A 16,349-nucleotide genomic window follows, 5' to 3' on the forward strand; every position below is an offset into this window, starting at 1 on the left:
CGATCCGCGTGTGCGCCGCACGCACCGCAGGCTGCGGCGTGTCCAGGGGCAGCTCCGCCTGCTGCGGCCCCGGCTCGGGCACGTCCGCACGTGGGGCATGAACCGGTGCTCCCACCTGGCGGGCGGTTCTGCACCAGCCGCATCGAGGGAGCGCGATTTCCACGTGCGGGGTCGTCCCGGTAGCACGCCTGGTTGCTCTGGTCGTCCGGCTTGCCGTCGACCAGGAGCCACTTGCCGTTCCGGGTCACCGTCCACAGGACGCCCTTGTGGCAGTCGGGGCAGGGGCGCAGCTCGCGCGGGACGGGAATCACCAGCGGTCACCCGGCCCCGCCCGGACGTTCGACCACGGCCCGGTCCCGCACGTAGTCGCCGCGGCGGAGCGGCTTGGACCACACCCGCCCCTCGGAACGGCCGCTGCAGCCGCCCCAACCGCACAGGCAGCCCTTCGCGGGGGCGGGCAGGGGTGGGCGGTCACCGGGCATCGGCGGCCTCCCCCGCGGCCGACCCGGCCTGGCGGGTCAGGTCCAAGATCAGCATCGTGATGTGCGGCCGCGTCACAACGTCGCCGAGCCGCATGTCCGGGCCGACCACGTGCTCGTCGGAGTCGTCCGACAGCACACCCACCGTCAGGACCTGGCCCTTGCGCTTCTCGTCGGTCAGCCCGTCGATCGCCGCCTTGAAGCTCGGGTACCAGTTCGAGGGGTCCCGCACACGCCTCGTGGCCGGGAAGTACACGCCGCGGATGTAGATCCGTTCGAGCCTGGGAATGCGGGCCAGCGTGTCAGCGGCGGTTTCGTCGCTCGATGTGGAAGTGAACCATGACATGTTACGGTACTGAGTACCACTTGGAACTTAGTACCGAGGAGTCGGCCATGGATAGCCGGACCATCGTGTTGACCGGAGTGACCCGCGGTTTCGGCCGCGAGTCCGTCGAGTTGCTGATCCGGGAACGGCCGCAGGACCACTACGTCGTGCTGGCTCGCCGCGGCGGCGAACGCCTCGCTGCGGAACTCGCCGAGGCCACCGGCGCTTCCGGGGTCACAGGCGTGGACTGTGACCTCGCTTCGCTCGCCGAGATCAGGCGGGCGGTGGAGGAGATTCTGCGTGGGCTCGACACCGGGTACCTGCCGCCGCTCGGTGGCTATCTCGGCAACGCCGGCCTGACGGTCACGACGACCGAGAAACGCACCACGGACGGGTACGAGATGACCTTCGGGGTCAATGTGCTGTCCCACTACCTGCTCGTCAGGGAGCTGCTGCCCCGGTTTACCGGTCCGGGCTGGATCGTGCTCACCTCGAGCGACTGCCACTTCGGGCAGTTCCGCTACACGCTCGGCGCCACGCCGCCGCCGCGCTGGGAGACGCCGGAACGACTGGCCACGCCTCGTGCCGGTGGCGCGCGGGAGGCCGGGCGGGCGTACGCGACCAGCAAACTCGGCGTTATCTACCTGACCCACGCGCTGGCCCGCCGCCTGCCCGAGAGCGTCGGTGTCTACTCCTACAACCCGGCGCTCGTCGCGGGCACCGATTTCTTCCGCCACGCCCCGGGGCCCGTGCGGGGCGTGCTCAACGGATTCTTCCAGCTTCAGCGATTCCTCGGCCGGGGCATGACGCCGCAGCAGGCGGGCGCGCGGCTCGCTGAGACGATCCTGACCGGGCTGACCGCCCGGACCGGGTCCTACCTCGATCGCGGCTGCAACGTGCCGTCGTCGCCAGAGTCGCACGACGAGGCCCGCGAGGAGGAGCTGTGGCGCGAGGCCGCCCGCCTCGTCGACGCTGACCGCCGGGCGGGACGGGCGGATATCCTGGCCGAATGAGCGCGAACAAGTTTCCGGTGGAGTCATTGCGGGATCGCAAACGCCGCCAGACCCGGGAACGGATCATCGAGACGGCCTTCGCGCTCTTCATGGAGCGGGGGTTCGATGTCGTCACCGTGGACGAGATCGCCCAGCGGGCCGAGATCGGCCGCACCACCTTCTTCCGCTACTTCGGCGACAAGCAGGAAGTCGTCTTCTCCACCGAGGACGACTTCCTGCGCGCGCTCACCGCGGCCATGCACGATGCGCCCACCGAGCCGCTCCAGGATCTCGCGCAGGCACTGGCCACATCTCGGCGGCTGCTGCTCGCGATCTGCACGGAGGCCGCCCGCAACCCCGACCACTACGCGGTTTACCACCGTCTGGTCGAGCAGCACCCCGAGCTCGAAGACCGCCACACCCGCAAGACCCGGCACTACGCCGACCTCCTCGAGAAACACCTGATCGACCACGGCACCCCGCCGGCCACCGCCGTCCTCGCCGCCCAGTTGACCGTCGCCTGTTACCAGGCGGCGTGGCGCCTCGGCCGCCACGACGCGACGGCGGTGCTCCGCGAGGCGAATGACGCCTTCGACCTCCTGCTGGGCGCCACCGTCGCATGACCGGCGGACTGGCCTTCGCTCGGCCGGGACATGCGCAACCTCGCAGCGTGCTCGACCACCAGTCCGGCACTCGGGCAGATATGGGTCCCGGTCAATCAGCCGAAACCCCGCCACTGTGAACTCGATTGCCCCGGCTGTCCCACCGGCGCCGCCCCCTTTTCCCGGACCTGGTGCGCCATGGCCGCCAGCAAGGCGTGCGCGAGCATGGCCGAAGTGATGTACCGGTACCAGCCCACGTAGCGACGGACTTCGTACTGGTCCAGGCCGCACTCGTTCTTCGCGGCCAGGAAGCACTCTTCGATCGCCCAGCGCGTCCCGGCGGTTCGCACCAACTCCTTAACGGTGGCTTCCAAAGGGGCGTAGGCGAGGTAGTAGGCGATCTCGTCGGGCTTGCTACCGGTAGTTCGTTGAATCCGGCAGTAGAGATCAATGCCGTGTCCGGTGGTGACCGCATCGATCAGGGCCTGGAGCTCGGAGGGTGGGTCCTTGTCCGTCCAGGCTCGCCACCACCGAGAACCTCGGAGTCGACACCCACGCCGATGTCCATGTCGCTGCCGCTCTCGATCAACTCGGGCCTCGGCTGGGCACGCTCGTCGTCCCCTCGACGCCAGGCGGCTATGCGTCCTTGGAAGGATGGGCCACCAGCCTGGGCACCGTCGAGCAAGTGGGCCTGGAAGGCACCGGCTGTTACGGCGCCGGCCTGTCGAGGAGGATGCGGCAGCGCGGCCACCGTGTCATTGAGGTCAACCGCCCGAATCGTCGGACACGCCGCCGCGGCAAATCCGATGCCGTTGATGCCGAAGTCGCCGCACGGGCAGTGCAGGCCGGGACCGCCACAGCGACACCCAAGAGCGGCGGCGGCGCCATCGAGATGATCCGTGCCCTGCGGGTCGCCCGACGCAGCGCGATGAAGGCCCGCACACAAGCCGTCAACCAGCTCACCATCGAGCCGAACTGATCCGCACCGTCACCCGGTGGCGCCCAGGAGTCGAGCCGGACACCTTGATTACGGTCACCAAACTGGCGATGAAGTCCATCGCGCACCGCTACCAACAGCTCGACGACGAAATCACAGAGCTTGACCGCCACCTCCAGCGGCTCGTCGGCCAGGCCGCACCTGACTTCATGGCCGTTAAGGGACTTGGTGCCGAGACCGTCGCGGCCTTGCTCATCGCTGTCGGCGACAACCCCGGACGGCTCCGCTCCGAATCTGCCTTCGCCCACCTCTGCGGCGTCGCCCCGATCCCCGCCTCCTCCGGCAAGACCAGCCGCCACCGCCACAACCGCGGTGGCGACCGCCAAGCCAACCACGCCCTCTACACGATCGCGGTCAGCCGGATGGCCTGGGAGCCACGCACACAGGCCTACGTGGCCCGCCGGACAGCCGAAGGCAAGGCGAAGACCGAGATCATCCGCTGTTTGAAACGGCACATCGTCCGTGAGGTCTACCGCCTACTCGTCCCCCGAACTGCAGGCCACCACCTGACCTCCTGCCGAAGCCTGGCAACCGCAGCCTGACCTTCCTTGACAGCTATACGAGCATCAGAGTCAAGCTAGGCCGCGCTTGATGTGGACGCTCGCACGTCGTGCGCTCGTGCTTCTTGCGTGCCGCCGGGCAGAGCGTCCCTCTGCATCGATCCCGTCCGGGAGAGCGAGACGATCAGTCCAGCGGCTGTTATGGCGACTGTTGCGGCGGCGTAGATGACTGCTGCGGGCACCAAACCGATGGCGTCACTGAGGAAGCCGGCCACGATGGTAGGGATGCCATACGCGAGATAAGCCACGACGTAGACGGCGGAGAACAGCCTCGCCCGCTCCTGCGCGCGCGTCAGCGGAACAAGGATCCCGAGCGTACTGGAAAAGACGGCGCCGAAGCCAAGGCCGGTGATGACCGCGCCGCAGATGATCAGCGATGCGAGGCCCGCCGCGAACGAGCACGCCTCCAGCGACACACCGGCGAGCACGGCAACATATCCGGCGAGCATGAACCGCCGGGGCGGCATCAGCGGGCCAAGCAGGAGCGCGGAGACGGCCGCAGCCAGGGGCTGGGCGGCGACTACCAGGCCGAGGGCGGCTCCGCTGGTGACGTGCAGGGCTTGATGGACGATCGACGCCCCGAGGCCGAGGACCAGCCCGGCCGACATCCAGATCCCGATCATCCCTGGGGCAGTGCGAGCGAACGCGGTCCGGGCCGCGGATGGAACGCCGATGCGTGGCACGAGGGCATCGCCGGTTTGACACTCGCCGACCGTCTCAGGCGAGGCCGCTGTGACGACGATGGCGATGACGACAATCGCGAGTGCGGCTCCGAACACGACTGCGGCGGGTGCTGCCGCGAACTGGATGGCGATGCCGGTGAGGGCGACACCGATGCCGAGACCGGCGACGGATGCGATGCTCACGACCAGTGCTGCGACCTTCTTCTGTGCCGCCGGTGCGACCTCGGGGATGTAGGCGCTGAACGCGCTCGTAGCCGCTCCCGTCGCGAAGCCCTGCAACGCCCTCGCGACGATAATGACGCCGATATTCGGCGCGAGCAGGAACACCACCATCGCAACCGCCTGAAGTGCGAGGGCCGCGATGAGTACCGGACGGCGACCGATTCGATCCGACAGGGAACCGATGCCGAGGAGCGCGAGGAGGAGCGCGAGGGCGTAGATCGCGAACGCGACCGTCAGCTCGCTGTCGGAAAAATGCCAGTGCTGCTGGTAGACGACCAGCAGGGCGCTCGGTGCTCCCGCGGCGGCCATCACTGTCATGAACGCGATAGCTGACGAGACGAAGGCAACGACCGGCGGAACCGTTGGACGCGGCATGGAACCAACTCCTATCCACTCGACATAGGACCGAACCCGACTGGACGGCCCACTCAGTGTCGAGCGGCTGGACGACACCCTCCAGTGGCAAGAATGCCAATATGTGCGAGGATCCTGCCGCAGGGGATTGAGCGCCGCGAGCCGAGGAGAGGGACGATGATGAGTTCACACCAGGTGATGGTGCTTGTGCTGGATGGGGCGCTCCCGCTCGACGTCGGCATCCCGACCCAGGTGTTCCATTCGCGTGACGGACTCCCGTACGAGCTGACAGTGTGCGGCGTCGCTGCGGGAACGGTGCCGTCCAGTGAGGGTTTCGGGTACACGGTGCCGCAGGGTCTCGACGCGCTGACCAGGGCGGACACCATCATCGTCCCCGGCTACGCGCCGGTCGGCCGGCCGATCCCGGCCGCAGTGCACGAAGCGCTTCGGAGGGCGCATTCAAGAGGAGCCCGCATCGCATCGATCTGCTACGGCGCGTTCGCCCTGGCCGACGCAGGTCTGCTGGAAGGGCGGCGCGCGACAACGCATTGGGACGCAGCGGACATGCTGGCGCTGCGCCATCCGGACATCGTGGTGGAGCCCAATGTTCTGTTCGTCGATGAGGGTTCGGTCCTCACATCAGCCGGTGTCGCGGCGGGCATCGACCTGTGCCTTCACATCGTCCGGCGCGACCTCGGCGTGAGCGTGGCGAACGACATCGCCCGCCGTCTGGTGACGGCGCCCTATCGGAGCGGCGGCCAGGCTCAGTACCTTCCCCGAAGCAGCCCGGCACCGCATGGCGATACGCTCGCGGCGACCCGGGAATGGGCGCTGACGCGCCTCCACGAACCGCTCGCAGTCACCGATCTCGCGACGCACGCGCGGATGTCGCTGCGCACCTTCATGCGCCGCTTCGCCGAGGAGACCGGCAAGACGCCGCTGCAGTGGGTCCTCCGCGCTCGAGTCGACGCTGCCCGAGCACTCCTGGAAACCACGAAGCTCCCGGTCGACCAGATCGCCGAGCGCGTCGGATTGGGAACCGGATCCAACCTCCGCCTGCATTTTCGGAGAATCCTCGACGTGTCGCCCTCCGAGTATCGGGCCGCGTTCTCCGGCCGGACGATTCTGACTCCTTGAGCGGGAGCTGCTGGCGCTCTGCGGCTCCCTGACCTGCCCCCACGGCGGGACCAGCTCACCCTGGAAGCCCACCCTCGGCGATGGGCACCCCGGCTGCCGGTGCTTTTTCCACGCAAAGCCTGCCGCGAGTGCACGATCGGCTGCAGTGCACCCAGATCCGGCACGAGCAGAGGACCGACCAGTGGCGACGGCACTACGCGATCGGTGCCGGCTGCGAGGCCACTGTCTCCGAAACCGTCCGTGCCAGGTCGCGGGCATAGGCGCGGTGGGGCTTCGGTGGCCCTGCACGGCTGGGCGTGGACACCGTCCGCTTCGGCCGGATCGACACCCCACTCCTGCGCTCGCAGCCGGGGCCGGACTCCGACGACGCGACCGCCGCCGCCGGATCGACCACTCCCCTCGGCCGCTTCGGCACAGCCGAGGAAGCAGAACCCTCACCTAACCCCACCACCTGAGCTCAGGACTTGACATCCCCGAGCTGAACGTGAGCGAGCCCTCGGCGGGAAGCCGGGTCGCCGCCGCGCGGGCGGCGGCGAAGGCCGCCTGGAGGCGGGAGTCGAAGATCGCCCGCCGACAGCCCGGTCAGGGGACCGGCGTCGATGATGCCGCCCGCGAGCCAGCACGGCTGAGCACGCAGTGAGCAATACGCTCACGAACGGGTGACGCTTCCCGCGCCGGTGCCGCGGATCCGCCAGTGCGGCCAGTCGCTGCGGCAGTCCCGGCAGTGCGCGGTGCTGGCGCAAGGGCGACTTGATCAGGCAGACCCTGGCAGACTGACGGCACATCGAAGCTCCGGTTCGGCAGGGCGACTTGAGTGGCTGTTCCGCGCGTGTTCGGCCAGGCCTTGGTGGCCGGGCTCAAACCGTCGTCGCAACAGCGACGGCCCAACCGATGTAGGCAAAGTTGAGAAGCACCTTGACGGTTGCGCTCGCCAACCCGCGAGCACGGCGCGGCCGCTCAGCCACTACCCGGGCCAGCCCATCGAGATGGGCGACGAGGAAGACCGAGATCATCGCCGCGGCGATCCACCCGCCCGCCGCTCGGCTCCGCGGCGCGAGGAGGAGAACACTGTCGGTGATCAGCGCAACCCCGCCCGCAGCGACGAGCAGTCGTGCGCGACCCAGCCAGGAAGGGACCATCCGGCGGACGTAGTCCGGGCGCACGAAGTGCGCGACGCCGTTGACAATCAGGAAGGCCGCCAAGGCGACGGCCACAATAGAATTCATGCCATGACAGTGCCGCCGACCCGGGCGTGGACGCTTGAACGAAACGATCGCCGACTCCACTTCGCGTCCGGCCCGGCGGCGACGATGTTCGCCGAGTCCGGCGCCTTTCGGGTACGCCCCCACCGGCACCCAGCGTGGAAGATCGTGCTCGCGCTCGGCGGCGGTGTCGAGGTCGGCTACGGCGGTAACCGCACCGTCGCCGCGGTCGGCGTGATCGTGCCGCCGCAGCTGGCACACACCTGCGCCGTCTCGTCGGCCTACGTCGCCCTCTTCCTGGACCCGTGGGAGCTGGCGCTCGGCACCGGCCCGACCCGCCTGAACGAGACCGCGACCCACCGCGTACTCGCGGCCCTCGACCATCCCGGCCCCGGCGCTGACCTGGACGCGGCCCGTGCCGAGCTCGCGACCCTCGCCGGAGCGGGCACCCCGCTCGATTCCAGGGTCGCCCACGCGGTGCGGGAGATCACCCGCCCCGGGTCCACCGCCACGATCGGCGCGGTCGCCACCCAGGTCGGGCTCTCCCAGCCGCGGTTGCGCACCCTCGTCCGCGACTGGGTGGGTATCCCGCTCCCGCGGCTACGCCTGTGGGCCATGCTGCGCACCGCCATGACCGAACTACCGGCCGAGTCCGCGGCCGCCGCGGCTGCTTTCGCGGGCTTCGCCGACCAGGCACACCTCACCCGCACGGCGCGAACCCTCGCCGGCCGCACCCCGTCGGAGATCCTCCGCCCGGGAGCGTCCGGCGCCCCGGCGTAGACCCGTCAACCTTGGCATTCATGGCCCCGGCGGGTCCCCCTCTCGGAGCCGATCAGCTCCGCTTCCTTCTGCCCGGATCCCATGCCTCATCCGGCAGATCGCTCGGGTACGACTTGCGCCCGCCCCTGCTTTCCAGCAGACCGTACCCCGGGCCAACCGTGAAGCCCCGGAACCTGACAACCCGCCCTCAAGCGCGACGAGAACCACCGAACACCCGCAGAACAGCCACTGAGGGGGCACCCGCTCCAACCGGAGCTCTCTTGGAAATCAGCCGCGGGCTCTCGCGTTAGCCCAGGTCAAGCAGTGTCCTGGTGGGGTGCGATGGTGACGTCGTGGCCAAGTGCCGCGAGTTGGGCGAGCAGGCGTCGGGTTTGCCGTTCCCTGCCCAGTCGAATGGTGAAGTGATCCGCTCCCAGGTCCCGGTAGGGGACACCGTCGTGCAAGATGTGCCACGAGGCGACGAGGATGGAGTGCCCGACCGCGACGGTCGCCCGTTTCACGCCGCGGTGTGGCACCAGCCTCCGAAACTGGGCGCCGAGGTAGGTGGCCTTCATCCGGGCGGCGCTTGAACCGGCCATGTACAAAGCAGTCTTGAGCCATGTGTCGCCGTGTCGGGTGCGGCCGGACATTCGTTTGCCGGCGGACTCGTTGTTTCCCGGGCACATCCCAGCCCAGGAGGCGAGGTGGCCGGCGGTAGCGAACCTGCTCATGTCCACCCCGATCTCCGCGATGATCACCTGAGCCAGGACCAGGCTGACGCCGGGGATCGTGGTCAGCAGCTCGACCTGGCGCCGCAGCGGCTGCAGTTGACGAGCGATCTCCGGGCTCAGTTGAGCGATCCGGGCGTCTGCCTGGTCGATCGCCCGCAGCATCGCCGCGACCATGAATGCATGGTGATCGGTGAAGCTGTTGGACAGCGCGCGGTTCAGCAGCGGCACCTTCTCCAGCATGCGGCCCAGCGCCATCCCCGCCAGTACTTGCGGATCACGCTCCCCTCGGCGCCCAGGCCGCCCTCGGCGAGGAACGGGTACGCCCCGGATGCGGTGGCGGTGGTCATGCGGTGGGCGGGCAGCCTGCGGCGCCGGCCCCGTCATAGGTCGATCGAGCTGCTCGGCGCGCACCCTGGACCCCGGCGAGCCGGGGCATACCGCTGCGGGCCGGGCGCAAGATGCAGCTGCTCGTTCACCCCACGGCCTCAGCGGCGCTCCAACGCGGCTCATCGGCATGGCGATACCGGTAGATCCCCGCCTAACGAGCGGTCAGGTCCGCGGGCTTCGCCGACGGGCCGGGGCGGGTGCGCGCCTCCGGCGGAATGAGCGATCCGTGTCCCGCGGTGCAGATGACCGCGGCTTGCACCGGCCGGCCGCAGTCGGCGTGCGTGACCTCCGTGGGGGGACCCTCGGGGTCCGCGACGTAGCGGTCACCCCACTGCTTGAGGGCGATCATCGCGGGCCACAGCTCCCAGCCCTTGCGGGTGAGCCGGTACTCGTGGCGGGTGCGGCTGCCGGGCTCGCTGTAGGGGACGGTGTTCAGGATGCCGGCCGCGACGAGCTTGCGCAGCCGGTCCGCGAGCACGCTCTCGGACAGCCCGACGTGCCGCCGGAAGTCGTCGAAGCGCCGTACGCCGTTCATGGCGTCCCGCAGGACCAGCAGCGACCACTTCTCGCCGACCAGGTCGAGAGTCCGCTGGATCGTGCAGTTCTCGGTGCTTGTCTCGAGCCATGTCATACCCCCCATCCTAGGTTGGCTTCGACATTGACAGCCAGGTCTCGCACTGGCTAGCTTCGAAGAGAGCAGCCAGATGATCGAGGGAGTGCCATGGGCAGGTCACGCACATACGACTGGGAGGACCCGACCGTCTCCGCCGCCGTCGTCGGGGAGCACAGCGGTCTGGACTTCCTCCGCGAGATGCAGGCCGGACGGCTCCCCGCCCCGCCGATCTCGGCGACCGTCGGCATGACCCTCGACGAGGTCGAGTACGGCCGGGTGGTCTTCGCCCTGGTACCGGGCGAGGAGCACTACAACCCGATCGGAAGCGTCCACGGCGGCGTCTACGCCACCCTCCTCGACTCGGCCGCGGGCTGCGCGGTGCAGTCGGTCCTGCCGCAGGGCATGGGGTACACCTCGCTCGACCTGAACGTGAAGTTCCTACGCCCGATCACCGTGGACACCGGCAAGGTCCGCGCCGTGGGCACCGTCCTCAACAGCGGACGCCGCACCGCCCTCGCCCAGGCCGAGCTCTTCGATTCCGCCGACCGGCTCCTCGCCCACACCACCAGCAGCTGCCTGTTGTTCCCGGTCTGATGTACGACCGGAGCCGGACGGGGGCTCTGCCGGTCGACCCGCTGAAACGACTTCCTGGCCGACGAGGGAAATCTGTGGCCCCTCATCGCGGAGCTCGATGCGGTCCGCCTCGACCGGCGGCATGAGCGGCAGGTCCGGTGCTGCGGTCGGCAGGCGCCCACCGCGCGCAGCAACTGGACGCCGTGCCCGCCCAGACCGCCGACGCCTCACAGGCGGCTCGGGGACGCGGCGGCCGCGCCGCGAGAAGCCGGTGGAGAACCACGGCCGACTCCGAGGCGGCGTCGGTGCGTGCCGCCTCCGTCAGTCCCGGACCCTGAGGGTGCCCCGGTCGTTCTCCCGCAGTGCGCGACCGATGATCAGGCGCTGGATCTGGTTGGTGCCTTCGAAGATCTGCATGACCTTGGCCTCGCGCATATAGCGCTCGACCGGGAAGTCACGGGTGTAGCCGGAGCCTCCGAGCACCTGGACGGCGTCTGTGGTGACCTTCATGGCGTTGTCGGTGGCGATCAGCTTGGCGATGGAGGCTTCGCAGGCGAACGGGAGCCCTTGGTCCTTGAGACGGGCGGCGGCGAGCGTGGTGGCGCGCGAGGCCTGTACCGCCGCGGCCATGTCCGCCAGGACGAAGGCCAGCCCCTGGTGCTCGATGATGGGACGGCCGAAGGTCTCGCGTTCGCGGGAGTAACGCAGCGCGTGGTCCAGTGCCCCCTGGGCGAGGCCCGTGGCCACGGCCGCGATGCCGAGCCGTCCGCAGTCCAGTCCGGCGAAGGCGATGGTGAGCCCCTGGCCCTCCTCGCCGAGCCTGCGGTGTGCGGGGACGCGTACGTCCTCCAGGCGCACGGTGGCGGTGGCCGACCCTGTCAGGCCCATCTTGTGCTCGGGGGGATCGGCTATCAGGCCGGGGGTGTCGGCGGGGACGAGGAAGCAGGAAATGGCCCGCGAGCCCGCGTCGGACGTACGCGCCATGACCGTGTAGAAGTCCGCGTGCCCGCCGTGCGTGGTCCACGCCTTGGCGCCGTTGAGGACGTAGTGATCGCCGTCCCTGACGGCCCGGGTGCGCATCGCCCCGGGGTCGGAACCGGCATGGGCTTCGGACAGGCAGTAGGCGCCGAGCAGCTCGCCACTGAGCATGCCGGGGAGCCACTCGTTCTTCTGCTCCTCGGTGCCGAAGGCGGCGAGGCCGAAGCAGGACAGCGCGTGCACCGAGACGCCGACCGCGACGCTGGCCCACACCGCCCCGATCTCTTCGAGAACCTGCAGGTAGACCTCGTAGGGCTGGCCACCGCCGCCGTACTCCTCGGGGTAGGGCAGGCTCAGCAGGCCGGCCCGGCCGAGCGTGCGGAAGACCTCGCGGGGGAACTTCTCCCCGGCTTCGGCCTCGGCGACGCGCGGCGCGAGCTCCTTCTCGGCGAGCTCACGGGTCAGGCCGATCAGATCCACGGCTTCCGGGGAGGGAAGCGTTCGGGTAGCTGGCATGGGATTTCCTCGGTCGCTGACGAATGTGATACTGAAAGCGATACAACAGTATCGTTATTGGTACCGTAACGCCATGCTGTCCAGAGATGGATCCGGCGGTCCCCTCGTCGGCTTACGTGTCCTCGAACTCGTGGGGCTCGGGCCGGCTCCGCACGCGGCCATGGTGCCGGCCGATCTCGGTGCCGACGTGGTGCGCGTCGAGCGGCCGTCCGGCCGGGCGCTTCGGCTCGGCCCCGTCGGCGCGACCGACGTCGTGCGGCGCGGCCGCCGGTCGGTCTTCGCGGATATCAAGGAGCCCGAAGGACGTTCGCTCGTACGGGCGTTGGCCGCCCGGTCCGATGTCCTGATCGAGGGCCTGCGGCCGGGCGTCGCCGAGCGGCTGGGAGTCGGCCCCGACGACTGCGGCGCACAGAACCCGGGGCTCGTCCACGCACGGATCACCGGCTGGGGTCAGGACGGCCCGCTCGCCCAGGACCCCGGACACGACCTGAACTACATCGGTCTCACCGGCCTGCTCCATGCGATGGGCCGTGCCGACGGTTCGCCGCCCCCTCCGCTCAACCTGGTGGGGGATTTCGGGGGCGGATCCATGCTCCTGGTCATCGGTGTCCTGGCCGCGCTCTGGGAGCGCTCACGCTCCGGTGCCGGGCAGGTCGTCGACGCCGCCATGGTCGACGGGACCGCCCTGCTCGGCCAGATGACGTACGCGCTGCGCGGCATGGGCGAGTGGTCGGACGAGCGGAACGCGAATCTCCTCGACGGGGCGGCCCCCCTTCTACGACACCTACGCGTGCGGTGACGGGAAATTCGTCGCCGTCGCCGCACTCGAGCCGCACTTCTTCGCGGCCCTGCTCGACGGGCTGGGGGTCGCCCCGGCCGGGCTGCCCGCCCAGGGCGACCGCAGCGGCTGGCCGGCGCTGCGGGCACGGTTCACGGAGCGGTTCGCCTCCCGGACGCGCGACGACTGGGCCGCGCACTTCGCCGGTACGGACGCGTGCGTGACGCCCGTACTCACCTTCGCCGAGGCGGGAACCCACCCGCATATCGTGGCCCGGAGCACCCTGATCGAGGTCGACGGCATCCTCCAGGCCGCACCGGCCCCACGCTTCTCGCGTACGCCCAGCAGCCGGCCTTCAGCCCTGGGCGCATCGGACGCGGGTACGGGCGCGGACGGGGAGTCGGGCGCGGACGCGGAGTCCGTGTTCCGGGACTGGGGCGTCGGCTCCTTGCCCGCCGACCCTCCGGTCAGGGCGAGACCGCGTGCACGATGAGCGACGCCAGCTCGCCGTAGGCCTCCGCGTCGCTCAACCCGGTGCGCGCGGCAACCTCGCCGCGCTGGATCTCCTGCATGGTGGCGGCGACGACCTCGCCCACGAACGCGGCGTGGACGTCACGGAAGGCTCCGGCGGCCACGCCGTCCGCGATCAACTGCCTGATCCGGCCCGCGGCAAGACGGGTGTTGGCCTCGTACGCCTCGCGGGCCGGCTCGAACTCCGCCATGTCGTCGAGGAATCGCCGGGACAGCGGCCTCAGCTGCTCGGCGACCGCGTTCAAGTAGACCACCACGCGCTCCGCGGGCGCGGAGGTGTCCGCCACCTGCTTCTCGATGGCCTCGGCGGCCCCTCGGAAGTAGTGCTTCACCGCCTCCCGGACCAACTCCTGCTTACTGCCCGCCAGTTGGTACAATGTCGTCTTCGAGCAGTGCAGCCGCTCGGTCAGCTCGTCGAGCGTGAACGATGCGAAACCCTCCGCCGCCAGCAACGCGACCAGCCGCTCGAGCAGGTCGGTCTGGCGCGCTGTACGACGTCTGGACGGCATGACCTCAGCGTAGCCGCTCCCTTTCAATTCAAGGGGCGTGATCGAATGGTCAGTGTGCCGTCCAGCCGCCGTCGACGACGACCGTCTGCCCGGTGACGTAACCACCGGCGTCGCCGACGAGCCACAGGACCGCACCGACGATGTCGTCGGCCGTCCCCTCCTTCGGCAGTGGGGTGTTGCGGCGCAGGTACTCGGCGGCGCGCTCGCCCTCGGAGAGCGGGCTGGTGATCTGGCTGCGGAAGAAGCCGGGGGCCACCGTGTTCACCCGGATCGAGTGCCGAACTCGCGGTGCGTCCGCGACCAGCGGCCGGGCGGCGAGCTCCTGGTCCGCCGCCGAGGCGTGGGCACCCAAGTGGTGCACAGCCAGGTCAAACGCCCACTGGAGCTCAGCAGTCTCTACGACGACCTGGAGAGCGCCGCACAGAGTCCCACGACCCAGGTGCTGCACAACGCGGTCGAGCCGGCGTCCGCCGAGGTCGCGGCCGCGCTGGGCATCGCCGAGGGCAGCGGAGTGCACCGCGTGGAGCGGCTGCGCCTCACCCACGGCCGGCCCGTGGCGGCCCTGTGCAACTACATTCCGGAGGGGGTGCTGGACGTCGACACCGCCCGGCTGGAGTCGACCGGCCTGTACCGCATGATGCGCGCCGTCGGCATCACCCTGCACAGCGCCCGCCAGTCCGTGGGCGCCGCCCTGCTCACCATGCAGCGCACGGCCTACGACGACAGCGGCCGCGCGGTCGAGTACGGCACCCACATCTACCGTTCCTCGCGGTACGCCTTCGAGTTCCAGTTGCTGCTCCGCACGTGAGCGCGCCGCGACCGACGGGCGGGCGCTCGCCCGCCGTCACTCCCCGGCGTCGCGGCGGACCCGGTCGCGGCGGCGCAGCAGGAGGAAGCCGCCCGCGAGGGCGGCGACGCCGGTGGCCGCGGTCCAGGCCGGCAGGTCGGAGGAACCGGTGGCGGCCAGGTCGCCGCCCTTCCCACCGAGGGGGCTCGCCGCGGAGGAGGGCGTGGCGGACGTGCGGCCGGAGGGCGATACACCCGACGCGGCGGCGGTGGGCGTCGGCGATGCCGACGCCTCGGCGGGGGTGGCCCGGGGGCGGGTGAACGTCAGGGTACCGAAGCCGAGTTGGTCGTAGCCGCCGCTGTTGGGGCCGTAGTCCCCGCCGCCGCCCTCGGGTGCGAACCGGGCCGCGATCTTCGTGAGGTACTGGGCGTCCAGCCCCCGGCGCTCGGTGTAGTGGTTGGCGATCATGGCCCAGATCGGCCGGGCCATGGCCGGGTCGACGGCCGCAGCCGCGGACGCGGTCTCCGAGCCCGACCAGATGCCGGGCGCGCCCTTCTTACGGGTGTACGAGGTGTAGGGCACGTCACCGCCCATGCTCCACTTGGCGACGTACTGGGCGCCCTTGAGGAAGCGGCTGTCGTCGTAGCCGTACAGGTCGATGCCCTGGTTCCAGGCCATCTCGCAGATGGTGCCCATCAGGCCGACGCCCAGCAGGGCATGGCCCTGGTCGCGGCCGGCCTCGGCCCATTCGGCGAGGCCGTCGGAGTACACGACCGGGATGGCGTTCTTGACGGAGCCCATCCCCTCGCCGTGCCTGAAGTACTCGACGGCGCGGTCGACCTTCGCGTGGTCGTCGCACAGGATGCCGATCGCGAGGACGGAGGCGATGTTCGTCAGGTCCCAGTTGGCCCAGTAGTTGGTGATGTAGGCGCCGTTGTGGTGAGCGAGGAAGTCCTCGCTCAGCGGATGGAAGACGTCGAGCATCATCTTCTGGAAGCGGGCCAGTTCGAAGCCCTCGTAGCCGCGTACGAGCTCGGCGGCGTTGGCGAACTGGTAGCCGTAGAGGCCCGAGGCGAGGAACCGGTCGGCGCTGCCGTCGAGCCTGGTCAGCTTGGCCGACCAGGCGTTGAGGATGTCGCGGGCGGTGTCGGCGTGCGCGGCGATGCCGGTGATGTGCCAGCGCAGGGCGTTCTGGTAGGCGGCGTGGATGTCGTTGTAGAGCGTGGCGTAGTTCTCGGGTGTGCCCGAGCCGCGGTAGACGGTCGCCTGGGGGTTGGCCCTCCAGGTGCTCTGCGCATGCCGGTTGGCCGCCAGCCTGGCGAAGCCGGCCGTGTAGGGCTGTGCGCCGGCCTTCACCTTGGCCGCCATGCGGTTCAGATCGGCCCGGGTGTGCAGCATCCCGGGGTGTGCGAAGGTGCCGCCCGCCGCCGATGCCGGGGCCGCCGCGTCGACGGTGGCGGCTCCGGCGGCGCCCGCGGCCGCACCGGCGATCTTCAGCATGTTCCGGCGACTGATCTGTGCTGTCACTGACTTGGTTCCTTAGCGCTCGGTGCCTGGGGATGCCTACGCACAGGAGACGCCGTGGAACGCGGCCGATAACAGAAAGTCGCTCGGCCGCCGTCCTTCATGGACGC

At 69.9% G+C, this 16,349-nt stretch carries 19 protein-coding genes and 3 pseudogenes; 11 read left to right on the plus strand and 11 right to left on the minus strand.

Going from position 1 to position 16,349, the window contains the following annotated elements; translation table 11 throughout:
* Positions 1–317: 317 nt before the first annotated feature.
* Positions 318–482, minus strand: coding sequence for a hypothetical protein (locus tag OG747_RS43980; protein WP_405884960.1), 165 nt, complete (start codon positions 480–482; stop codon positions 318–320).
* On the minus strand, positions 472–825 hold the full coding sequence (locus OG747_RS43985; protein WP_405884961.1) for a hypothetical protein: 354 nt from the start codon (positions 823–825) through the stop codon (positions 472–474). The genes OG747_RS43980 and OG747_RS43985 overlap by 11 nt, the downstream gene beginning before the upstream one ends.
* A gap of 47 nt (positions 826–872) precedes the next feature.
* On the opposite strand from OG747_RS43985, the gene OG747_RS43990 reads away from it, so the two are divergent.
* Positions 873–1,817 carry an SDR family NAD(P)-dependent oxidoreductase gene (locus tag OG747_RS43990; protein WP_405884962.1) on the plus strand — a complete coding sequence of 315 codons (945 nt, stop codon included), beginning with the start codon at positions 873–875 and terminating at the stop codon, positions 1,815–1,817.
* Positions 1,814–2,419 carry a TetR/AcrR family transcriptional regulator gene (locus tag OG747_RS43995; protein ID WP_405884963.1) on the plus strand — a complete coding sequence of 202 codons (606 nt, stop codon included), beginning with the start codon at positions 1,814–1,816 and terminating at the stop codon, positions 2,417–2,419. Before OG747_RS43990 ends, OG747_RS43995 begins: the two co-directional genes overlap by 4 nt.
* 95 nt (positions 2,420–2,514) lie before the next feature.
* Here the strand turns inward: OG747_RS43995 and OG747_RS44000 are convergent.
* A pseudogene (locus tag OG747_RS44000) lies at positions 2,515–2,814 on the minus strand (IS701 family transposase); the annotation flags it as partial.
* A gap of 83 nt (positions 2,815–2,897) precedes the next feature.
* Here OG747_RS44000 and OG747_RS44005 point away from each other — a divergent pair.
* A pseudogene (locus OG747_RS44005) lies at positions 2,898–3,937 on the plus strand (IS110 family transposase).
* 35 nt (positions 3,938–3,972) lie between these two features.
* Here OG747_RS44005 and OG747_RS44010 read toward each other — a convergent pair.
* Positions 3,973–5,235, minus strand: a complete 1,263-nt coding sequence (locus tag OG747_RS44010) for an MFS transporter (protein ID WP_405884964.1) — start codon at positions 5,233–5,235, stop codon at positions 3,973–3,975.
* 156 nt (positions 5,236–5,391) lie between these two features.
* On the opposite strand from OG747_RS44010, the gene OG747_RS44015 reads away from it, so the two are divergent.
* The 3 genes from OG747_RS44015 to OG747_RS44025 all read left to right on the plus strand — a co-directional run bounded on the left by OG747_RS44015 (position 5,392) and on the right by OG747_RS44025 (position 6,991).
* On the plus strand, positions 5,392–6,351 hold the full coding sequence (locus OG747_RS44015) for a GlxA family transcriptional regulator (protein WP_405884966.1): 960 nt from the start codon (positions 5,392–5,394) through the stop codon (positions 6,349–6,351).
* A 296-nt stretch (positions 6,352–6,647) separates the two neighbouring features.
* Positions 6,648–6,806 (plus strand): hypothetical protein, encoded by a 159-nt coding sequence (locus OG747_RS44020; protein WP_405884968.1) that lies wholly within the window; start codon positions 6,648–6,650, stop codon positions 6,804–6,806.
* A gap of 29 nt (positions 6,807–6,835) precedes the next feature.
* Positions 6,836–6,991 carry a hypothetical protein gene (locus OG747_RS44025; RefSeq protein WP_405884969.1) on the plus strand — a complete coding sequence of 52 codons (156 nt, stop codon included), beginning with the start codon at positions 6,836–6,838 and terminating at the stop codon, positions 6,989–6,991.
* Between the two features lie 217 nt (positions 6,992–7,208).
* On the opposite strand, the gene OG747_RS44030 is transcribed toward OG747_RS44025, so the two are convergent.
* The gene (locus OG747_RS44030; protein ID WP_405884970.1) at positions 7,209–7,577 is read right to left on the minus strand and encodes a hypothetical protein; all 369 of its coding nucleotides are present in this window, start codon (positions 7,575–7,577) and stop codon (positions 7,209–7,211) included.
* Positions 7,578–7,580: 3 nt separating this feature from the next.
* Here OG747_RS44030 and OG747_RS44035 point away from each other — a divergent pair, with 3 nt between their 5' ends.
* The gene (locus OG747_RS44035) at positions 7,581–8,333 is read left to right on the plus strand and encodes a helix-turn-helix domain-containing protein (RefSeq protein WP_405884971.1); all 753 of its coding nucleotides are present in this window, start codon (positions 7,581–7,583) and stop codon (positions 8,331–8,333) included.
* Between the two features lie 296 nt (positions 8,334–8,629).
* Here the strand turns inward: OG747_RS44035 and OG747_RS44040 are convergent, their stop codons facing one another.
* Positions 8,630–9,298 (minus strand): transposase, encoded by a 669-nt coding sequence (locus tag OG747_RS44040; protein ID WP_405886015.1) that lies wholly within the window; start codon positions 9,296–9,298, stop codon positions 8,630–8,632.
* A gap of 283 nt (positions 9,299–9,581) precedes the next feature.
* Positions 9,582–10,061 (minus strand): winged helix-turn-helix transcriptional regulator, encoded by a 480-nt coding sequence (locus OG747_RS44045; protein ID WP_405884972.1) that lies wholly within the window; start codon positions 10,059–10,061, stop codon positions 9,582–9,584.
* A 90-nt stretch (positions 10,062–10,151) separates the two neighbouring features.
* Here OG747_RS44045 and OG747_RS44050 point away from each other — a divergent pair, with 90 nt between their 5' ends.
* Positions 10,152–10,637, plus strand: a complete 486-nt coding sequence (locus tag OG747_RS44050) for a PaaI family thioesterase (RefSeq protein WP_405884973.1) — start codon at positions 10,152–10,154, stop codon at positions 10,635–10,637.
* A 300-nt stretch (positions 10,638–10,937) separates the two neighbouring features.
* On the opposite strand, the gene OG747_RS44055 is transcribed toward OG747_RS44050, so the two are convergent.
* On the minus strand, positions 10,938–12,110 hold the full coding sequence (locus OG747_RS44055) for an acyl-CoA dehydrogenase family protein (RefSeq protein ID WP_405884974.1): 1,173 nt from the start codon (positions 12,108–12,110) through the stop codon (positions 10,938–10,940).
* Between the two features lie 73 nt (positions 12,111–12,183).
* On the opposite strand from OG747_RS44055, the gene OG747_RS44060 reads away from it, so the two are divergent.
* Positions 12,184–12,909 carry a CaiB/BaiF CoA transferase family protein gene (locus OG747_RS44060; protein WP_405884975.1) on the plus strand — a complete coding sequence of 242 codons (726 nt, stop codon included), beginning with the start codon at positions 12,184–12,186 and terminating at the stop codon, positions 12,907–12,909.
* Complete coding sequence (locus tag OG747_RS44065) at positions 12,860–13,381, plus strand: CoA transferase (protein ID WP_405886017.1); 522 nt, start codon at positions 12,860–12,862, stop codon at positions 13,379–13,381. The genes OG747_RS44060 and OG747_RS44065 overlap by 50 nt, the downstream gene beginning before the upstream one ends.
* On the opposite strand, the gene OG747_RS44070 is transcribed toward OG747_RS44065, so the two are convergent.
* A complete protein-coding gene (locus OG747_RS44070) occupies positions 13,356–13,928 on the minus strand; it encodes a TetR/AcrR family transcriptional regulator (protein WP_405884977.1) in 573 nt (190 codons plus the stop codon). The genes OG747_RS44065 and OG747_RS44070 overlap by 26 nt on opposite strands.
* Positions 13,929–13,977: 49 nt before the next feature.
* On the minus strand, positions 13,978–14,289 hold the full coding sequence (locus tag OG747_RS44075; protein WP_405884978.1) for an SDR family oxidoreductase: 312 nt from the start codon (positions 14,287–14,289) through the stop codon (positions 13,978–13,980).
* Here OG747_RS44075 and OG747_RS44080 point away from each other — a divergent pair.
* Positions 14,248–14,736: pseudogene (locus OG747_RS44080) on the plus strand (GntR family transcriptional regulator); the annotation flags it as partial. The gene OG747_RS44075 and the pseudogene OG747_RS44080 overlap by 42 nt on opposite strands.
* A 36-nt stretch (positions 14,737–14,772) precedes the next feature.
* Here OG747_RS44080 and OG747_RS44085 read toward each other — a convergent pair.
* Entirely contained in the window at positions 14,773–16,215 is a 1,443-nt protein-coding gene (locus OG747_RS44085) for an alginate lyase family protein (RefSeq protein ID WP_405886018.1), read from the minus strand.
* Positions 16,216–16,349 lie beyond the last annotated feature (134 nt).

Origin of the sequence: Streptomyces sp. NBC_01384, from assembly GCF_045040035.1 — a bacterium.
GTDB lineage: Bacteria > Actinomycetota > Actinomycetes > Streptomycetales > Streptomycetaceae > Streptomyces.

Excerpts from the sequence above, each read along its gene's own strand:
- OG747_RS43980 (WP_405884960.1), bottom strand. The coding sequence starts at position 482 with ATGCCCGGTGACCGCCCACCCCTGCCCGCCCCCGCGAAGGGCTGCCTG.
- OG747_RS43985 (WP_405884961.1), bottom strand. The coding sequence starts at position 825 with ATGTCATGGTTCACTTCCACATCGAGCGACGAAACCGCCGCTGACACG.
- OG747_RS43990 (WP_405884962.1), top strand. The coding sequence starts at position 873 with ATGGATAGCCGGACCATCGTGTTGACCGGAGTGACCCGCGGTTTCGGC.
- OG747_RS43995 (WP_405884963.1), top strand. The coding sequence starts at position 1,814 with ATGAGCGCGAACAAGTTTCCGGTGGAGTCATTGCGGGATCGCAAACGC.
- OG747_RS44010 (WP_405884964.1), bottom strand. The coding sequence starts at position 5,235 with ATGCCGCGTCCAACGGTTCCGCCGGTCGTTGCCTTCGTCTCGTCAGCT.
- OG747_RS44015 (WP_405884966.1), top strand. The coding sequence starts at position 5,392 with ATGATGAGTTCACACCAGGTGATGGTGCTTGTGCTGGATGGGGCGCTC.
- OG747_RS44030 (WP_405884970.1), bottom strand. The coding sequence starts at position 7,577 with ATGAATTCTATTGTGGCCGTCGCCTTGGCGGCCTTCCTGATTGTCAAC.
- OG747_RS44035 (WP_405884971.1), top strand. The coding sequence starts at position 7,581 with ATGACAGTGCCGCCGACCCGGGCGTGGACGCTTGAACGAAACGATCGC.
- OG747_RS44040 (WP_405886015.1), bottom strand. The coding sequence starts at position 9,298 with ATGGCGCTGGGCCGCATGCTGGAGAAGGTGCCGCTGCTGAACCGCGCG.
- OG747_RS44045 (WP_405884972.1), bottom strand. The coding sequence starts at position 10,061 with ATGACATGGCTCGAGACAAGCACCGAGAACTGCACGATCCAGCGGACT.
- OG747_RS44050 (WP_405884973.1), top strand. The coding sequence starts at position 10,152 with ATGGGCAGGTCACGCACATACGACTGGGAGGACCCGACCGTCTCCGCC.
- OG747_RS44055 (WP_405884974.1), bottom strand. The coding sequence starts at position 12,110 with ATGCCAGCTACCCGAACGCTTCCCTCCCCGGAAGCCGTGGATCTGATC.
- OG747_RS44060 (WP_405884975.1), top strand. The coding sequence starts at position 12,184 with ATGCTGTCCAGAGATGGATCCGGCGGTCCCCTCGTCGGCTTACGTGTC.
- OG747_RS44070 (WP_405884977.1), bottom strand. The coding sequence starts at position 13,928 with ATGCCGTCCAGACGTCGTACAGCGCGCCAGACCGACCTGCTCGAGCGG.
- OG747_RS44085 (WP_405886018.1), bottom strand. The coding sequence starts at position 16,215 with ATGCTGAAGATCGCCGGTGCGGCCGCGGGCGCCGCCGGAGCCGCCACC.